Below are 12154 nucleotides of genomic sequence, written 5' to 3'. Positions count from 1 at the left end.
CGCGCCCACCTGCCAGGTCCCGGGAGGACCCTGTACCCGTGACGCCACCCGACGCCCGGCAGTCCGGGTCCGACGACGGCGAGCGCACCGCCGACCGCACCCCCGAGGCCGACGACGCGGCCTTCGCCCGTCCCGCCGGCGCCTCCGGACCGTTCGACCCGCCCCAGCGCGGGCGCCCCGCGGTGCAGGCGGCCGCGCCGCCGAGCCCGGCCCAGCAGGCCGCCTTCGGGCGGCCGGCCACCGTCCCCGGCAGCTTCGCCGGCGACCGGCCCACCCCGCCGCCGCGTCCGGTCGCCCCACCGCCGCCGGAGGCCGTGCTGCGCGCCTTCCGCGGGCCGGCCGGGCAGGCCGGGCTGCAGGAGCCGCCCGGCGGACGCCCGGGCCGGCGGCGCACCTCGGCCGGGCCCTGGTGGAAGTCCGACGCCCGGAGCGACCCGTGGCGCGACCCGCACGCCCCGGCCGGCCTCGCCAGCCCGGCGGTGTTCGAGGAGGAGGCCGAGCAGGAGGGCCCGGTCGTCGTCGACCGGAAGGGCCGCCGGAAGCTGCGGCTGCGGGACCTGTCGGTGCGGGTGGCCGCCCTCGTGCTGCTCGCGGTGCTGCTGGCCGGCGCGCTCGGCGGCGGCGTCGGCTACCTGCTGACCCGCGAGGCCGCGGAGACGCCGCTGCTCGCCCCGGGCACCACCCTGTCCGAGACCGACGACGCCGTCACCCGCGAGCCGGGGTCGGTGGCCGACATCGCCGAGCGCGTGACGCCGGCGGTGGTCTCCATCGAGGTGCGCATCGGCCAGGCCGGCGCCACCGGCTCCGGCGTGGTCGTCGACGGCGAGAACGGCTACATCGTCACGAACAACCACGTCATCTCCGGCGCCGACGGCGTCGAGGGCGCCGCGATCCGCGCGGTGTTCAGCGACGGCACCGGGTCCGAGGCGCGCATCGTCGGCCGGGACCCGGCCAGCGACCTCGCCGTCCTCAAGGTGGACCGGCCCGGCCTGGTCACCGCCTCGCTGGGCAGCTCCGACGACGTCGTCGTCGGGGACCCGGTAGTGGCCATCGGCTCGCCGCTGGGCCTGGCCGGCACCGTCACCACCGGCATCGTCAGCGCCCTCGACCGGCCGGTGCGGCTGGCGGGGGAGGGCAGCGACACCAACGCGGTCATCAGCGCCGTGCAGACCGACGCCCCGATCAACCCCGGCAACTCCGGTGGCGCGCTGGTCGACGCCACCGGCGCGGTGATCGGCATCAACACCGCGATCGCCTCGCTCGGCGGCGGCAGCGTGGGCCTGGGCTTCGCCATCCCGATCGACACCGCCCGCGACATCGCCGAGCAGTTGATCTCCACCGGCACGGCCGTGCACGCCTCGCTGGGGGTCAACGCCCGGTCGGTCACCGACGGCACCCGCGACGGCGCCCTCGTGCTCAACGTGGAGCCCGACAGCGCCGCGGCCGCCGCGGGGATCCGCGAGCAGGACGTGGTCATCGCCGTCGACGACGTGCCGGTCGGCAGCTCCGAGGAGCTCGTCGTCGCCGTCGACGCCCACCGGCCCGGGGACGTGGTGACCATCGAGCTGATCCGCAACGGGTCCTCGACGACGGTCCAGGCGACGCTCGACCAGGCCTAGTCGGGAGCTCGGGCGCAACTACCCTGGGTGCGACCGAGGACGGGAGTGGCGGGTGTTCGACTCGATCGGGTGGGGCGAGATCGTCGTCCTGGCGCTGGCCGCGCTGTTCATCTTCGGGCCCGAGCGGCTGCCCACCCTCGCCCGCGACGCCGCCGCCGGCCTGAAGAAGGTCCGCACGGCACTGACCGGGGTGCGCGCCCAGGTCGACGAGTCCCTCGGCGAGGAGCTCGCCGGCCTGCGCGACCTCGACCTGCGCAAGTACCACCCGAAGACGTTCATCCGGGCGCAGCTGTTCGAGGACGACGACACCCCGCCGGTGCGCCGCGGCAGCGCCACCGCCGCCGGGGCCACCGCGGCGAGCCTGGTGAAGCCGGCCCCGGCGCGGCGCGACCGCAGCGTCCCGCCGCCTTTCGACGTCGACGCCACCTGACCCCGGCGCGGGCGGTGGACGCCGACTGAACGAGGGCCGCGACGGCGACCCCGAGGGGGATCCCGAGGGCTGGCTCTGGCAGCCGGTGCGCCTGTTCGCCGTGGTCGCCGACCGCCACGGGCAGGACGCGCTGGCCGCCCTCTACCGGGTCTGGGGAGAGGCGGTGCGCACCCGCGGCGAGTGCCCCCCCCGGGGACGTGCTCGAGGAGGTCGGGCTGCCGCAGGACCGGGCGCAGGTCATGGGCTCCGCCGCGCACGACGACCTCGTCCGCGCCTCGTACGAGGCCGGCACCCGGCTCGTGGGCACGCACGTCGGCACGCCCGTCGTCGCGGTGCCAGGCCCGCGGGGCCCGGTCGCCTGGTTCGGCCCGGTGCTGTCGCAGGTGCCCCGCGGGGAGGCCGCCGGCCGGCTGTGGGACGGCGTCGCGCTCGTCGCCGCCACCCCGGGGTTCCACGAGATCCAGGCCGGGCCGCGCGAGCCGCCGCGGACCTGACCCGGAGACGACGGAGGCCCGGTCCCCGACGGGACCGGGCCTCCGGTGTCTCAGCGGCGGACGGGGGTGAGCCCCAGCGACATGCCGGACAGCCCGCGCTGGCGGACGGCGAGGGAGTCGGCGATCGTGGTGAGCGCCTGCGCGGCCGGCGTCTCCGGCTGGGCGAGCACGATCGGCGCACCCGCGTCGCCGGCCTCGCGCAGCCGGGTGTCGAGCGGGATCTGGCCCAGCAGCGGCACCCGGGCGCCGAGCGTGCGGGTCAGCGCGTCGGAGACGGCCTGCCCGCCGCCGGAGCCGAAGACCTCCATGCGCGAGCCGTCGGGCAGCTCGAGCCAGGACATGTTCTCGATGACGCCGACCACCTGCTGGTGGGTCTGGGTGGCGATCGCGCCGGCCCGCTCGGCCACCTCGGCGGCGGCCTGCTGCGGCGTGGTCACCACGAGGATCTCCGCGCCGGGCAGCAGCTGGGCGATGGAGATCGCCACGTCACCGGTGCCGGGCGGCAGGTCGAGCAGCAGCACGTCGAGGTCGCCCCACCAGACGTCGGCGAGGAACTGCTGCAGCGCGCGGTGCAGCATCGGCCCGCGCCACACCACGGGGGTGTTGCCCGGGGTGAACATGCCGATCGAGATGACCTTCACGCCCATCGACTGCGGCGGCATGATCATGTTGTCGACCTGGGTCGGCTTGTCCTCGACGCCCAGCATGCGGGGCACCGAGTGGCCGTAGATGTCGGCGTCGACCACGCCGACCGACAGGCCCCGCTTGGCCAGCGCGGCGGCCAGGTTGACCGTGACGCTGGACTTGCCCACCCCGCCCTTGCCGGAGGCGACGGCGTAGACGCGGGTCAGCGAGCCCGGCTGGGCGAAGGGGATGACCGGCTCGGCGGCGTCGGTGCCGCGCACGGTCCGGCGCAGCTCGGCGCGCTGCTCGTCGCTCATGACGTCGAGGCCGACCTGCACCGAGGTCACGCCGGGCACGGCGGACACCGCGGTGGTGACCCGGTTGGTGATCGTCTCGCGCATCGGGCAGCCGGCCACGGTGAGGTAGACCTCGACCCGCACCGCGCCCGGGTCGCCGCCGACCCCGATCTGCACGTCCTTGACCATCCCGAGGTCGGTCAGCGGACGGTTGATCTCCGGGTCCTGGACGGTGGCCAGAGCGGCGTTGACGGCGTCGAGCGCCGGCGAGCCGGTCAGCGTGTCGGACATGGGGGTGTGTGTCTCCTTCGACGGGGGGACCCGGCGCGGCCTGCCGCACGGGGCGGGGACGCGCTCTCCGGGCCACCTGCCACTGTACGGCGGTCGGCACCGGGTGCCGCCCGGCGCGGGGGTGACGTGCTGCGCAGTCCGGCGCCCCGCACCCGTGCAGGTCAACGCCGTGCCGGGCGCCTCGCTTCCCTCCCCGGGCGGGTCACTAGCCTCGGCTCCCGTGTCCGGAACCGCCCGCACCGCCGTCCTGCGCGACGCGATCGGGCTGGGGGTCGCCGTCGGTCTCTACGGCGTCGCCTTCGGGGCGGCCGCCGACTCCGCGGGCCTGGACCCCTGGCAGGCGCTGGCCATGTCGCTGCTGATGTTCACCGGCGCCTCGCAGTTCGCCCTCGTCGGCGTGCTCGGGGCCGGGGGTGGCGCGGCCGCGGCGATCGGCAGCGCGCTGCTGCTGGGCACCCGCAACACCGTCTACGGCGTCCGCCTCGCCCCGCTGCTCGCCCCCCGCGGGCTGCTGCGCCGGCTGGGCCTGGCGCACTGGGTGATCGACGAGACGACGGCGCTGGCCGTGGCCGCCCCCGACCGGGACCTGGCCCGGCTGGCGTTCCTCTCCGGCGGCGCGGCGATCTTCACCGTCTGGAACACCACCACGCTGGTCGGCGCCCTCGGTGCCGCGGCGCTGGGGGAGACCGCGCAGGCCGCCCTGGACGCCGTCGTCCCGGCCGCGTTCCTGGCCCTGCTGTGGCCGCGGCTGCGGGCCGGCGCGGAGGAGCCCGCCGTCGCCCGCCGGGTCGCCCTCGGCGGCGCGGCGGTGGCGCTGGCGCTCACCCCGTTCGTGCCGCCCGGCGTGCAGGTGGTGGCCGCCGTCGTCGCCGTCGCCCTGGCCGGCCCGCCGCGGGAGGAGAGCCGGTGAGCACCGGGACGCTGTGGGCCGTCGTGCTGGCCGGGTCGCTGGGCTGCTACCTGCTCAAGCTGGCCGGGCTGTCGGTCCCGGCGGCGTGGGTCGAGCGGCCGTGGGTCACCCGCATGGTCACCTTCGTCCCCGCCGCGCTGCTGGCCGCGCTCGTGGCGGTGCAGGCGGTGGCGGCGGGGCGCGACCTGGTCGTCGACGGCCGGCTGGCCGGGCTCGCCGTCGCCGCGGTGGCGCTGGCGCTGCGCGCCCCCTTCGTCGTCGTCCTGCTGCTCGCCGGCGCCACCGGGGCGCTCGTGCACGTCCTGGCGGGGTGAGGCGCCGGCGCGGTGACGGGGGACACACCCCCGGCTACGGCCGGGTGCTCGACCGGCATCGGCCGGGCGACCGCCCTCCGGCTGCTGGACGGGCCGCTGCCCGTGGTGGCCACCGCCCGGCGCCCGGAGACCCTGGCCGGGCTCGCGGACGCCGGCTGCGAGGTGCTGGCCCTCGACGTCACCGTCGAGGAGTCGATGGCGGCCGCGGTCGACACGGTGGTGCAGCGCCACGGCCGGGTGGGCGTCCTGGTCGACAACGCCGGCCACTCGCAGTCGGGCGCGGTGGAGACGCTGGCGATGGACGACCTCCGCCGGCAGTTCGAGACCGACGTCGTACGCCTCCTTCGACGCGGCGGTGGCCGACGCGACGCTGGCCGCCTGCACCCGCGGCCCGCTGGCCCGCTTCGGCGGCACGCCCGAGGACGTCGCGCGGGCCGTCGCGGCCGCCGTCGAGGCGCGGCGCGCTCCGGTGCGGGTCCGGGTGACGCCGTCGGCGCGGCTGCTCGTCGCCCAGCGCCGCCTGCTGCCCGACGCGCTGTGGGACCGCTTCCTGCGCACGCAGTTCCGCACGCCGGCGGGTTGACCGCCCGCGCCGCGCCGACTCAGAACAGCCGGGTGTCCCGCTGTTCGAGGTCGAGCAGGAAGCGCTTGCGGGCCAGCCCGCCGCCGAAGCCCACCAGGCTGCCGTCGGCCCCCACCACCCGGTGGCAGGGCACGACGACGGCCAGCGGGTTGCGCCCGCACGCGAGGCCCACGGCCTGCGCGCCGCCCGGCTCGCCGACGGCGGCCGCGACCGCGCCGTAGTTGCGCGTCTCCCCGTAGGGGATGCGGGTCAGCTCCCGCCACACCGCCCGCTCGAAGACGCTGCCCACCGGCCGCAGCGGCAGGTCGAAGGCCTCCCGCTCACCGGCGAGGTACTCACCGAGCTGACCGGCGACGTCGGCGAGGGCGGCGTCGTCCCGCGCACCGAGGTCGGCCTCGGGACCGGGCGGCGAGAGGTACAGCCGGACGAGCACGCCGTCGTCGGCGACGACGGTCAGCGGCCCCATGGGCGAGGGCACCACCGCGTGCGCACGCATGCCTGCAGGGTGCCGCAGGGGTACGACGGAACGGAGGGGGCTACGCCGTGGGGTCGGCCAGCGCCGGCCGGGCGGCCTCCTTGTGCCGCTTCTTGGCCTTCTTCTCCCGCTCCTCGGCCGGCTGGGCCTCCACCAGCCGGTTGAGCTCGCCGCGGATGAAGTCGCGGGTGGCCACCTCGCCGATCGCCAGCCGCAGCGCGGCCAGCTCGCGGGCCACGTACTCGGTGTCGGCCCGGGTCTGCGCGGCGCGGGCGCGGTCCTCCTCCGCCTGCACCCGGTCGCGGTCGGCCTGCCGGTTCTGCGCCAGCAGGATCAGCGGCGCGGCGTAGGCGGCCTGGGTGGAGAAGGCCAGGTTGAGCAGGATGAACGGGTAGGGGTCCCAGCGCAGGCGCACGGCGAACACGTTGAGCGCGATCCAGAGCACCACGATGATCGTCTGGACGGCGAGGAAGCGGCCGGTGCCGAGGAAGCGGGCGATGGCCTCGGCGAACCGGCCGACCGCGTCGGGGTCCAGCCGCAGGTAGCTGCCCAGCCCGCGGGGCGAGCCGCGGGGGACGTCGAGCCGCCGGCCGTCAGCCACGGCGGGCCCGCTCCCGCCAGTTCTCCGGCAGCAGGTGGTCGAGGACGTCGTCGACGCTGACCGCACCCACCAGCCGGCCGCGGTCGTCGACCACCGGCGCGGCGACGAGGTTGTAGGTGGCGAAGTAGCGGGTGACCTCGGCCAGCGGGGCCTCCGGCTGCAGCGGCTCGAGGTCGTCGAGCACGCCGCTGACCAGCGCCGAGGGTGGCTCGCGCAGCAGCCGCTGGATGTGCGCGAGCCCCAGGTAGCGGCCGGTCGGGGTGGCCGACGGCGGCCGGCAGACGTAGACCTGGCTGGCCAGCGACGGGGTGAGCTCCGGCTCGCGCACGCGGGCCAGCGCCTCGGCGATCGTCGCGTCGGGGGTGAGGATCACCGGCTCGCTGGTCATGATCCCGCCGGCGGTGTCCTCGGAGTACTGCAGCAGCTGGCGCACCGGCTCGGCCTCGCCGGGCTCCATGAGCTCCAGCAGCCGGTTGCGGTCGACGTTGGACAGCTCGGAGAGCAGGTCGGCGGCGTCGTCGGGGTCCATCTCCTCGAGGACGTCGGCGGCGCGGGCCTCCTCCAGGGTCTGCAGGATCGCCATCTGCTCGGTCTCGGGCAGCTCGCCGAGCACGTCGGCCAGCCGCTCGTCGTCCAGGGCGGCAGCCACCTCGTGGCGCCGCTTGACCGGCAGGTCCTGCAGCGCGTGGGCGAGGTCGGCGGCGTTGAGTTCGCGGTAAGTGGCGATGAGCGTCTCGGCGCCCTGGCCGGTCTCGGACAGCGCCAGCCCCGACACCTCGTCCCAGGCCAGCTGGTGCAGCTGCCCCCGCCGGCCCAGCCGGCCGGGCTCCTGGACGGCGAGCCGGGTGACCTCCCACTCCCCGGTGCGGGTCTGCTCGATCCCCGCGTCGACGACGGTGGCGCGCCGGCCGGACTCGCGGAGGCTGACCGTGCGGTCGAGCAGCTCGCCGAGCACCAGCGTCTCGCCGCGCCGCTGCTCGAACCGCTTGAGGTTGAGCGTGCCGGAGGAGAGCACGACCGCGCCCGGGTCGACCGTGGTGACCCGGCCCATCGGCACGAAGATGCGGCGGCGCGCCACCACCTCCACGACCAGGCCCAGCACCCGGGGGCTGGCGGTGCCCACGCGCAGGGCCACCACCAGGTCGCGCACCCGCCCGACCCGGTCGCCGTTGGGGTCGAAGACGGGGAGCCCGGCGAGCCGCGAGACGTAGGCCCTGGTCACCGTGCTCACGGTCGGTGAGGTTACCGTCGGCGGGTGGCCGCCCCCGGTTCCGTGGAGTACGAGGTCGTCGACGTCTTCGCCCCGCGGGCCTTCGCGGGCAACCCGCTGGCGGTCGTGTTCGACGCCGACGAGCTGAGCACCGCCCAGTGCCAGGCGCTGGCCAACGAGTTCGCGCTGTCGGAGACGTCGTTCCTCTGTGCGCCCACCGAGCCCGGCGCGTCCTACCGGGTGCGGATCTTCACCCCCTGGGCCGAGCTGCCCTTCGCCGGGCACCCCAGCGTCGGCGCGGCGCACACGCTGGTGCGCACCGGCCGGCTGCCCGCGGGCACGCTGCACCAGGAGTGCGGCGCCGGCGTGCTGCCGATCGAGGTCACCGAGGAGGGCGCCACCCTGACCGGCGGGCGCCCGACCATCGAGGACGGGCCCGACCCGGAGGTCCTCGCCGAGGCGGTGGGGCTGGCGGCCGCCGACGCCGTCGGCGTGCCCGCGTCGGTGGCCGGCTGCGGGCTGCCGTGGACCTTCCTCGCCGTGCACCCCGGCGTCGTCGACCAGGCCGCGCCCGACCCCGCCGCGCTGTCCGGGCTGGGCCTGGGGGAGGGGGTGGCGGTGCTGAGCTGGGACGCCGCGTCCTCGACCGCCTACGCCCGCGTGTTCGCCGACGACCTGCGCTGGAGCGAGGACCCCGCCACCGGGTCGGCCGCGCTCGGCGCCGGCGTCTGGCTGGTCGCCTCCGGGCTGCTGGCACCGGACGGCACGTCGTCCTACACCGTGCGCCAGGGCGAGGCGCTGGGCCGCCCGTCGGTGCTGCGGTGCACGGTCACCGCCACCGCCGGACGGGCGGAGGCCGCCACGGTGGCCGGCGCGGTGGTACCGGTGGCGGCCGGTCGCATCCGCGTCCCGTGAGCGCGGGCACGACGGCGGCGGTCGACCCGTGGGCGGTGCACCGCCCGGGCGCCCGCGACGTCGGGCTGATGGCGGTCGCCGTCGTCGGGATCTCGTTCTCCGGGCCGCTGACCGCGCTGGTCACCACCTCGTTCCTGGCGATCGCCTTCTGGCGCAACGCCGCCGGCGCGGCGTTGCTCGTGCCGGTGCTGCTCGGCCGCGAGCGGGGCACGCTGACCGGTCTGCGGCCGCGGGACCTGACGACGTCGGTGGTGGCCGGGCTGTTCCTCGCCGCGCACTTCGCCGCGTGGCTGCCCAGCCTGTCGATGACCACCGTCGCCGCGTCGACGGCGCTGGTCACCACCACCCCGGTCTGGACGGCGCTGGCCGCGCGCGTCTCCGGCGTCCGGCTGCCCGTGCAGGTGTGGCTCGGGCTGGCGCTGGCCGTCGTCGGCGTGGCGCTCATCGTCGGGGTCGACGTCGCGGTGAGCCTGGAGGCGCTGGCCGGCGACGGGCTGGCGCTGCTCGGCGCGATCTGCGCCGGCGGCTACATGCTGGCCGGCGCGCGGGCGCGCACCCGGCTGGCGACGTCGGCCTACTCCGTCGTCTGCTACTCCACCTGCGCGGTGGTGCTGGCGGTCGCGGCGCTGGTCACCACCACCCCGCTCGCCGGGTTCAGTGCCCGCGACTGGTGGCTGATCGCGGCGATCACCGTCTGCGCGCAGATCCTCGGGCACACGCTGCTCAACCTGGTGCTGTCCACGGTCGGGCCCACCGTGGTCGGGCTGGCGGTGCTGCTCGAGGTGCCCGGGGCGCTGCTGGTGGCGCTGGTGCTGTTGCAGCAGACCCCGCCGCTGCTCGCGCTGCCGGGCCTGGCCGCCGTGGTCGCCGGGGTGGCGCTGGTGGTGCGCGCCGGCCGGCCACCCACGCCGGTCGAGCCGGTCACCTGACGAAGGACCCCCTCGCCCCCCACGACTCGCTCCGCTCGTGGCGGGACCCTGCGAGGGGCCGACGGGCCGTCACTACCCTCCGGTCAACGATCACCACTGGAGGCACCGTGGCCGAGCTCCGATCCCGCCGTTCCAACCTCGCCGTCCCGGGCAGCAACCCGCGCTTCCTGGAGAAGGCCAAGGGCCTGCCGACCGACCAGGTGTTCCTCGACATCGAGGACGCCGTCGCGCCGCTGGCCAAGCCGGGAGCCCGCAAGAACATCGTCGCGGCGCTGAACGAGGGCGGCTGGGGCGGGCGGATCCGCACCGTCCGGGTCAACGACTGGACGACGGAGTGGACCTACCGCGACGTCGTCGAGGTGGTCGAGGGCGCCGGCGCCGAGCTCGACTGCATCATGCTGCCGAAGGTGGCCGACGCCGCCCAGGTCGCGGCGCTGGACCTGCTGCTCACCCAGATCGAGAAGGCCAACGGGCTGGAGGTCGGGCGGATCGGCATCGAGGCGCAGATCGAGACCGCCCAGGGGCTGATCAACGTCAACGAGATCGCCTTCGCCAGCCCGCGGATCGAGACGATCATCTTCGGCCCCGCCGACTTCATGGCCAGCATCAACATGAAGTCGCTGGTGGTCGGCGCGCTGCACCCCGACTACCCGGGCGACCCGTTCCACCACATCCTCATGACCATCCTCATGGCCGCCCGCGCCCGCGGCGTGCAGGCCATCGACGGGCCCTTCCTGCAGGTGCGCGACGTCGACGCGTTCCGCGAGGTCGCCAAGCGCTCGGCGGTACTCGGTTTCGACGGCAAGTGGGTGCTGCACCCGGGCCAGATCGACGCCGCCAACGAGATCTACGCGCCGTCGCAGGCCGACTACGACCACGCCGAGCTCATCCTCGACGCCTACGACTGGTACACGTCCGAGGCCGGCGGGAAGAAGGGCTCGGCGATGCTCGGTGACGAGATGATCGACGAGGCCAGCCGCAAGATGGCGCTGGTGATCGCCGGCAAGGGCCGCGCCGCCGGCATGTCGCGCACGTCGTCGTTCACCCCGCCGGAGTCCTAGGTGCTTCGCGAGGCATAGGAAGCTCTTCCCACGTTCCCGGCCCCGAGACGTGGGGATTGCTTCCTATGCCTGCCGCGTCCGGGTCGTGACCGGCGACACAGGGGCGGTGAGCGGGGGGTGGCCCATACTCGCCGGTAACACGGACACCGGAGTCCCGGAGGAGCAGACGTGGCCCGACTGGCACAGACCGCCGACCTGACCGACGTGCAGCAGGAGATCCTGTCGACGGTCCGCAGCTTCGTGGACAAGGAGATCATCCCGCACGCCCAGCAGCTCGAGCACGGCGACGTCTACCCGCAGGAGATCGTCGACGGGCTCAAGGAGCTGGGCATCTTCGGGCTGATGATCCCGGAGGAGTACGGCGGCCTGGGCGAGTCGCTGCTGACCTACGCGCTGGTGGTCGAGGAGATCGCCCGCGGCTGGATGAGCGTCTCGGGCGTCATCAACACCCACTTCATCGTCGCCTACATGATCCGCCAGCACGGCACGCCGGAGCAGAGGGAGCACTTCCTCCCGCGGATGGCCACCGGCGAGGTCCGCGGTGCGTTCTCGATGTCCGAGCCGGGCCTGGGCTCCGACGTCGCCGGCATCCGCACCAAGGCGGTCCGCGACGGCGACGAGTACGTCATCGACGGCCAGAAGATGTGGCTGACCAACGGCGGCTCCTCCACGCTGGTCGCCGCGTTGGTGCGCACGGACCTCGGCGCCGAGAAGCCGCACCAGAACCTGACGACGTTCCTGGTGGAGAAGCCGGCCGGCTTCGGCACCGTCGCCCCGGGCCTGACCATCCCCGGCAAGATCGACAAGATGGGCTACAAGGGCGTCGACACCACCGAGCTGGTGTTCGACGGCTACCGCATCGGCGCGGACATGGTCCTCGGCGGCGAGCCCGGCCGCGGCTTCGCGCAGATGATGGACGGCGTCGAGGTGGGCCGGGTCAACGTCGCCGCCCGGGCCTGCGGCATCTCCATCCGCGCCTTCGAGCTCGCCGTCGAGTACGCCCAGCAGCGGGAGACGTTCGGCAAGCCGATCGCCCAGCACCAGGCGATCGCCTTCCAGCTCGCGGAGATGGCGACCAAGGTCGAGGCGTCGCACCTGATGATGGTCAACGCCGCCCGGCTCAAGGACGCCGGTCAGCGCAACGACGTCGAGGCCGGGATGGCCAAGCTGCTGGCCAGCGAGTACTGCGCCGAGGTGACCACCCAGTCGTTCCGCATCCACGGCGGCTACGGCTACTCCAAGGAGTACGAGATCGAGCGGCTCATGCGCGAGGCGCCGTTCCTGCTCATCGGCGAGGGCACCAGCGAAATACAGAAGACGATCATCAGCCGCGGCCTGCTCAAGGAGTACGGCCTCCGCCGTTGACCGCACGGGCGGCCCGGGACCACCGCGGTCCCGGGCC

General features: G+C 75.3%; 14 protein-coding genes and 1 pseudogene. 11 read left to right on the top strand and 4 right to left on the bottom strand.

Annotation, left to right across the window (positions count from 1 at the left end; translation table 11 throughout):
- Positions 1 to 38: 38 nt before the first annotated feature.
- From ACI780_RS22315 to ACI780_RS22305, 3 genes are all read left to right on the top strand, one after another.
- Positions 39 to 1619 (top strand): trypsin-like peptidase domain-containing protein, encoded by a 1581-nt coding sequence (locus tag ACI780_RS22315; protein WP_457005824.1) that lies wholly within the window; start codon positions 39 to 41, stop codon positions 1617 to 1619.
- Positions 1620 to 1671: 52 nt separating this feature from the next.
- Complete coding sequence (locus ACI780_RS22310; protein WP_457005823.1) at positions 1672 to 2049, top strand: twin-arginine translocase TatA/TatE family subunit; 378 nt, start codon at positions 1672 to 1674, stop codon at positions 2047 to 2049.
- A 197-nt stretch (positions 2050 to 2246) separates the two neighbouring features.
- Positions 2247 to 2543 carry a mycothiol-dependent nitroreductase Rv2466c family protein gene (locus tag ACI780_RS22305; protein WP_457005822.1) on the top strand — a complete coding sequence of 99 codons (297 nt, stop codon included), beginning with the start codon at positions 2247 to 2249 and terminating at the stop codon, positions 2541 to 2543.
- Positions 2544 to 2593: 50 nt separating this feature from the next.
- On the opposite strand, the gene ACI780_RS22300 is transcribed toward ACI780_RS22305, so the two are convergent.
- The gene (locus tag ACI780_RS22300) at positions 2594 to 3754 is read right to left on the bottom strand and encodes an Mrp/NBP35 family ATP-binding protein (protein ID WP_456869674.1); all 1161 of its coding nucleotides are present in this window, start codon (positions 3752 to 3754) and stop codon (positions 2594 to 2596) included.
- 220 nt (positions 3755 to 3974) lie between these two features.
- Here ACI780_RS22300 and ACI780_RS22295 point away from each other — a divergent pair, with 220 nt between their 5' ends.
- The 4 genes and pseudogenes from ACI780_RS22295 to ACI780_RS22280 all read left to right on the top strand — a co-directional run bounded on the left by ACI780_RS22295 (position 3975) and on the right by ACI780_RS22280 (position 5561).
- Positions 3975 to 4664, top strand: coding sequence for an AzlC family ABC transporter permease (locus ACI780_RS22295; RefSeq protein ID WP_456869675.1), 690 nt, complete (start codon positions 3975 to 3977; stop codon positions 4662 to 4664).
- The gene (locus ACI780_RS22290) at positions 4661 to 4978 is read left to right on the top strand and encodes an AzlD domain-containing protein (RefSeq protein ID WP_457005821.1); all 318 of its coding nucleotides are present in this window, start codon (positions 4661 to 4663) and stop codon (positions 4976 to 4978) included. The genes ACI780_RS22295 and ACI780_RS22290 overlap by 4 nt, the downstream gene beginning before the upstream one ends.
- Positions 4979 to 4990: 12 nt before the next feature.
- Positions 4991 to 5299 (top strand): annotated as a pseudogene (locus tag ACI780_RS22285) (SDR family NAD(P)-dependent oxidoreductase); the annotation flags it as partial.
- Between the two features lie 34 nt (positions 5300 to 5333).
- Positions 5334 to 5561: a hypothetical protein gene (locus ACI780_RS22280; RefSeq protein ID WP_456869677.1), complete on the top strand. Its 228-nt coding sequence runs from the start codon at positions 5334 to 5336 to the stop codon at positions 5559 to 5561.
- 19 nt (positions 5562 to 5580) lie between these two features.
- Here the strand turns inward: ACI780_RS22280 and ACI780_RS22275 are convergent, their stop codons facing one another.
- Genes ACI780_RS22275 through ACI780_RS22265 form a run of 3 tightly spaced genes read right to left on the bottom strand, consistent with a single transcriptional unit; the run spans position 5581 to position 7868 of the window.
- Positions 5581 to 6057, bottom strand: a complete 477-nt coding sequence (locus ACI780_RS22275; protein WP_457005820.1) for a methylated-DNA--[protein]-cysteine S-methyltransferase — start codon at positions 6055 to 6057, stop codon at positions 5581 to 5583.
- Positions 6058 to 6097: 40 nt separating this feature from the next.
- Positions 6098 to 6637: a DUF1003 domain-containing protein gene (locus ACI780_RS22270; RefSeq protein WP_456869679.1), complete on the bottom strand. Its 540-nt coding sequence runs from the start codon at positions 6635 to 6637 to the stop codon at positions 6098 to 6100.
- Positions 6630 to 7868 (bottom strand): magnesium transporter MgtE N-terminal domain-containing protein, encoded by a 1239-nt coding sequence (locus ACI780_RS22265; protein WP_457005819.1) that lies wholly within the window; start codon positions 7866 to 7868, stop codon positions 6630 to 6632. Before ACI780_RS22265 ends, ACI780_RS22270 begins: the two co-directional genes overlap by 8 nt.
- 24 nt (positions 7869 to 7892) lie before the next feature.
- On the opposite strand from ACI780_RS22265, the gene ACI780_RS22260 reads away from it, so the two are divergent.
- From ACI780_RS22260 to ACI780_RS22245, 4 genes are all read left to right on the top strand, one after another.
- Positions 7893 to 8762, top strand: a complete 870-nt coding sequence (locus ACI780_RS22260; protein ID WP_456869681.1) for a PhzF family phenazine biosynthesis protein — start codon at positions 7893 to 7895, stop codon at positions 8760 to 8762.
- The gene (locus ACI780_RS22255) at positions 8759 to 9691 is read left to right on the top strand and encodes a DMT family transporter (protein ID WP_457005818.1); all 933 of its coding nucleotides are present in this window, start codon (positions 8759 to 8761) and stop codon (positions 9689 to 9691) included. Before ACI780_RS22260 ends, ACI780_RS22255 begins: the two co-directional genes overlap by 4 nt.
- 107 nt (positions 9692 to 9798) lie before the next feature.
- Complete coding sequence (locus ACI780_RS22250) at positions 9799 to 10752, top strand: HpcH/HpaI aldolase/citrate lyase family protein (RefSeq protein ID WP_457005817.1); 954 nt, start codon at positions 9799 to 9801, stop codon at positions 10750 to 10752.
- 168 nt (positions 10753 to 10920) lie between these two features.
- Positions 10921 to 12117, top strand: coding sequence for an acyl-CoA dehydrogenase family protein (locus ACI780_RS22245; RefSeq protein WP_456869684.1), 1197 nt, complete (start codon positions 10921 to 10923; stop codon positions 12115 to 12117).
- The last annotated feature ends 37 nt before the right edge of the window (positions 12118 to 12154 follow it).

The organism is Geodermatophilus sp. SYSU D00814 (genome assembly GCF_054050055.1).
The sequence above is the reverse complement of the archived record's forward strand: the minus strand, read 5'-3'. Positions and strand labels throughout refer to the sequence as shown.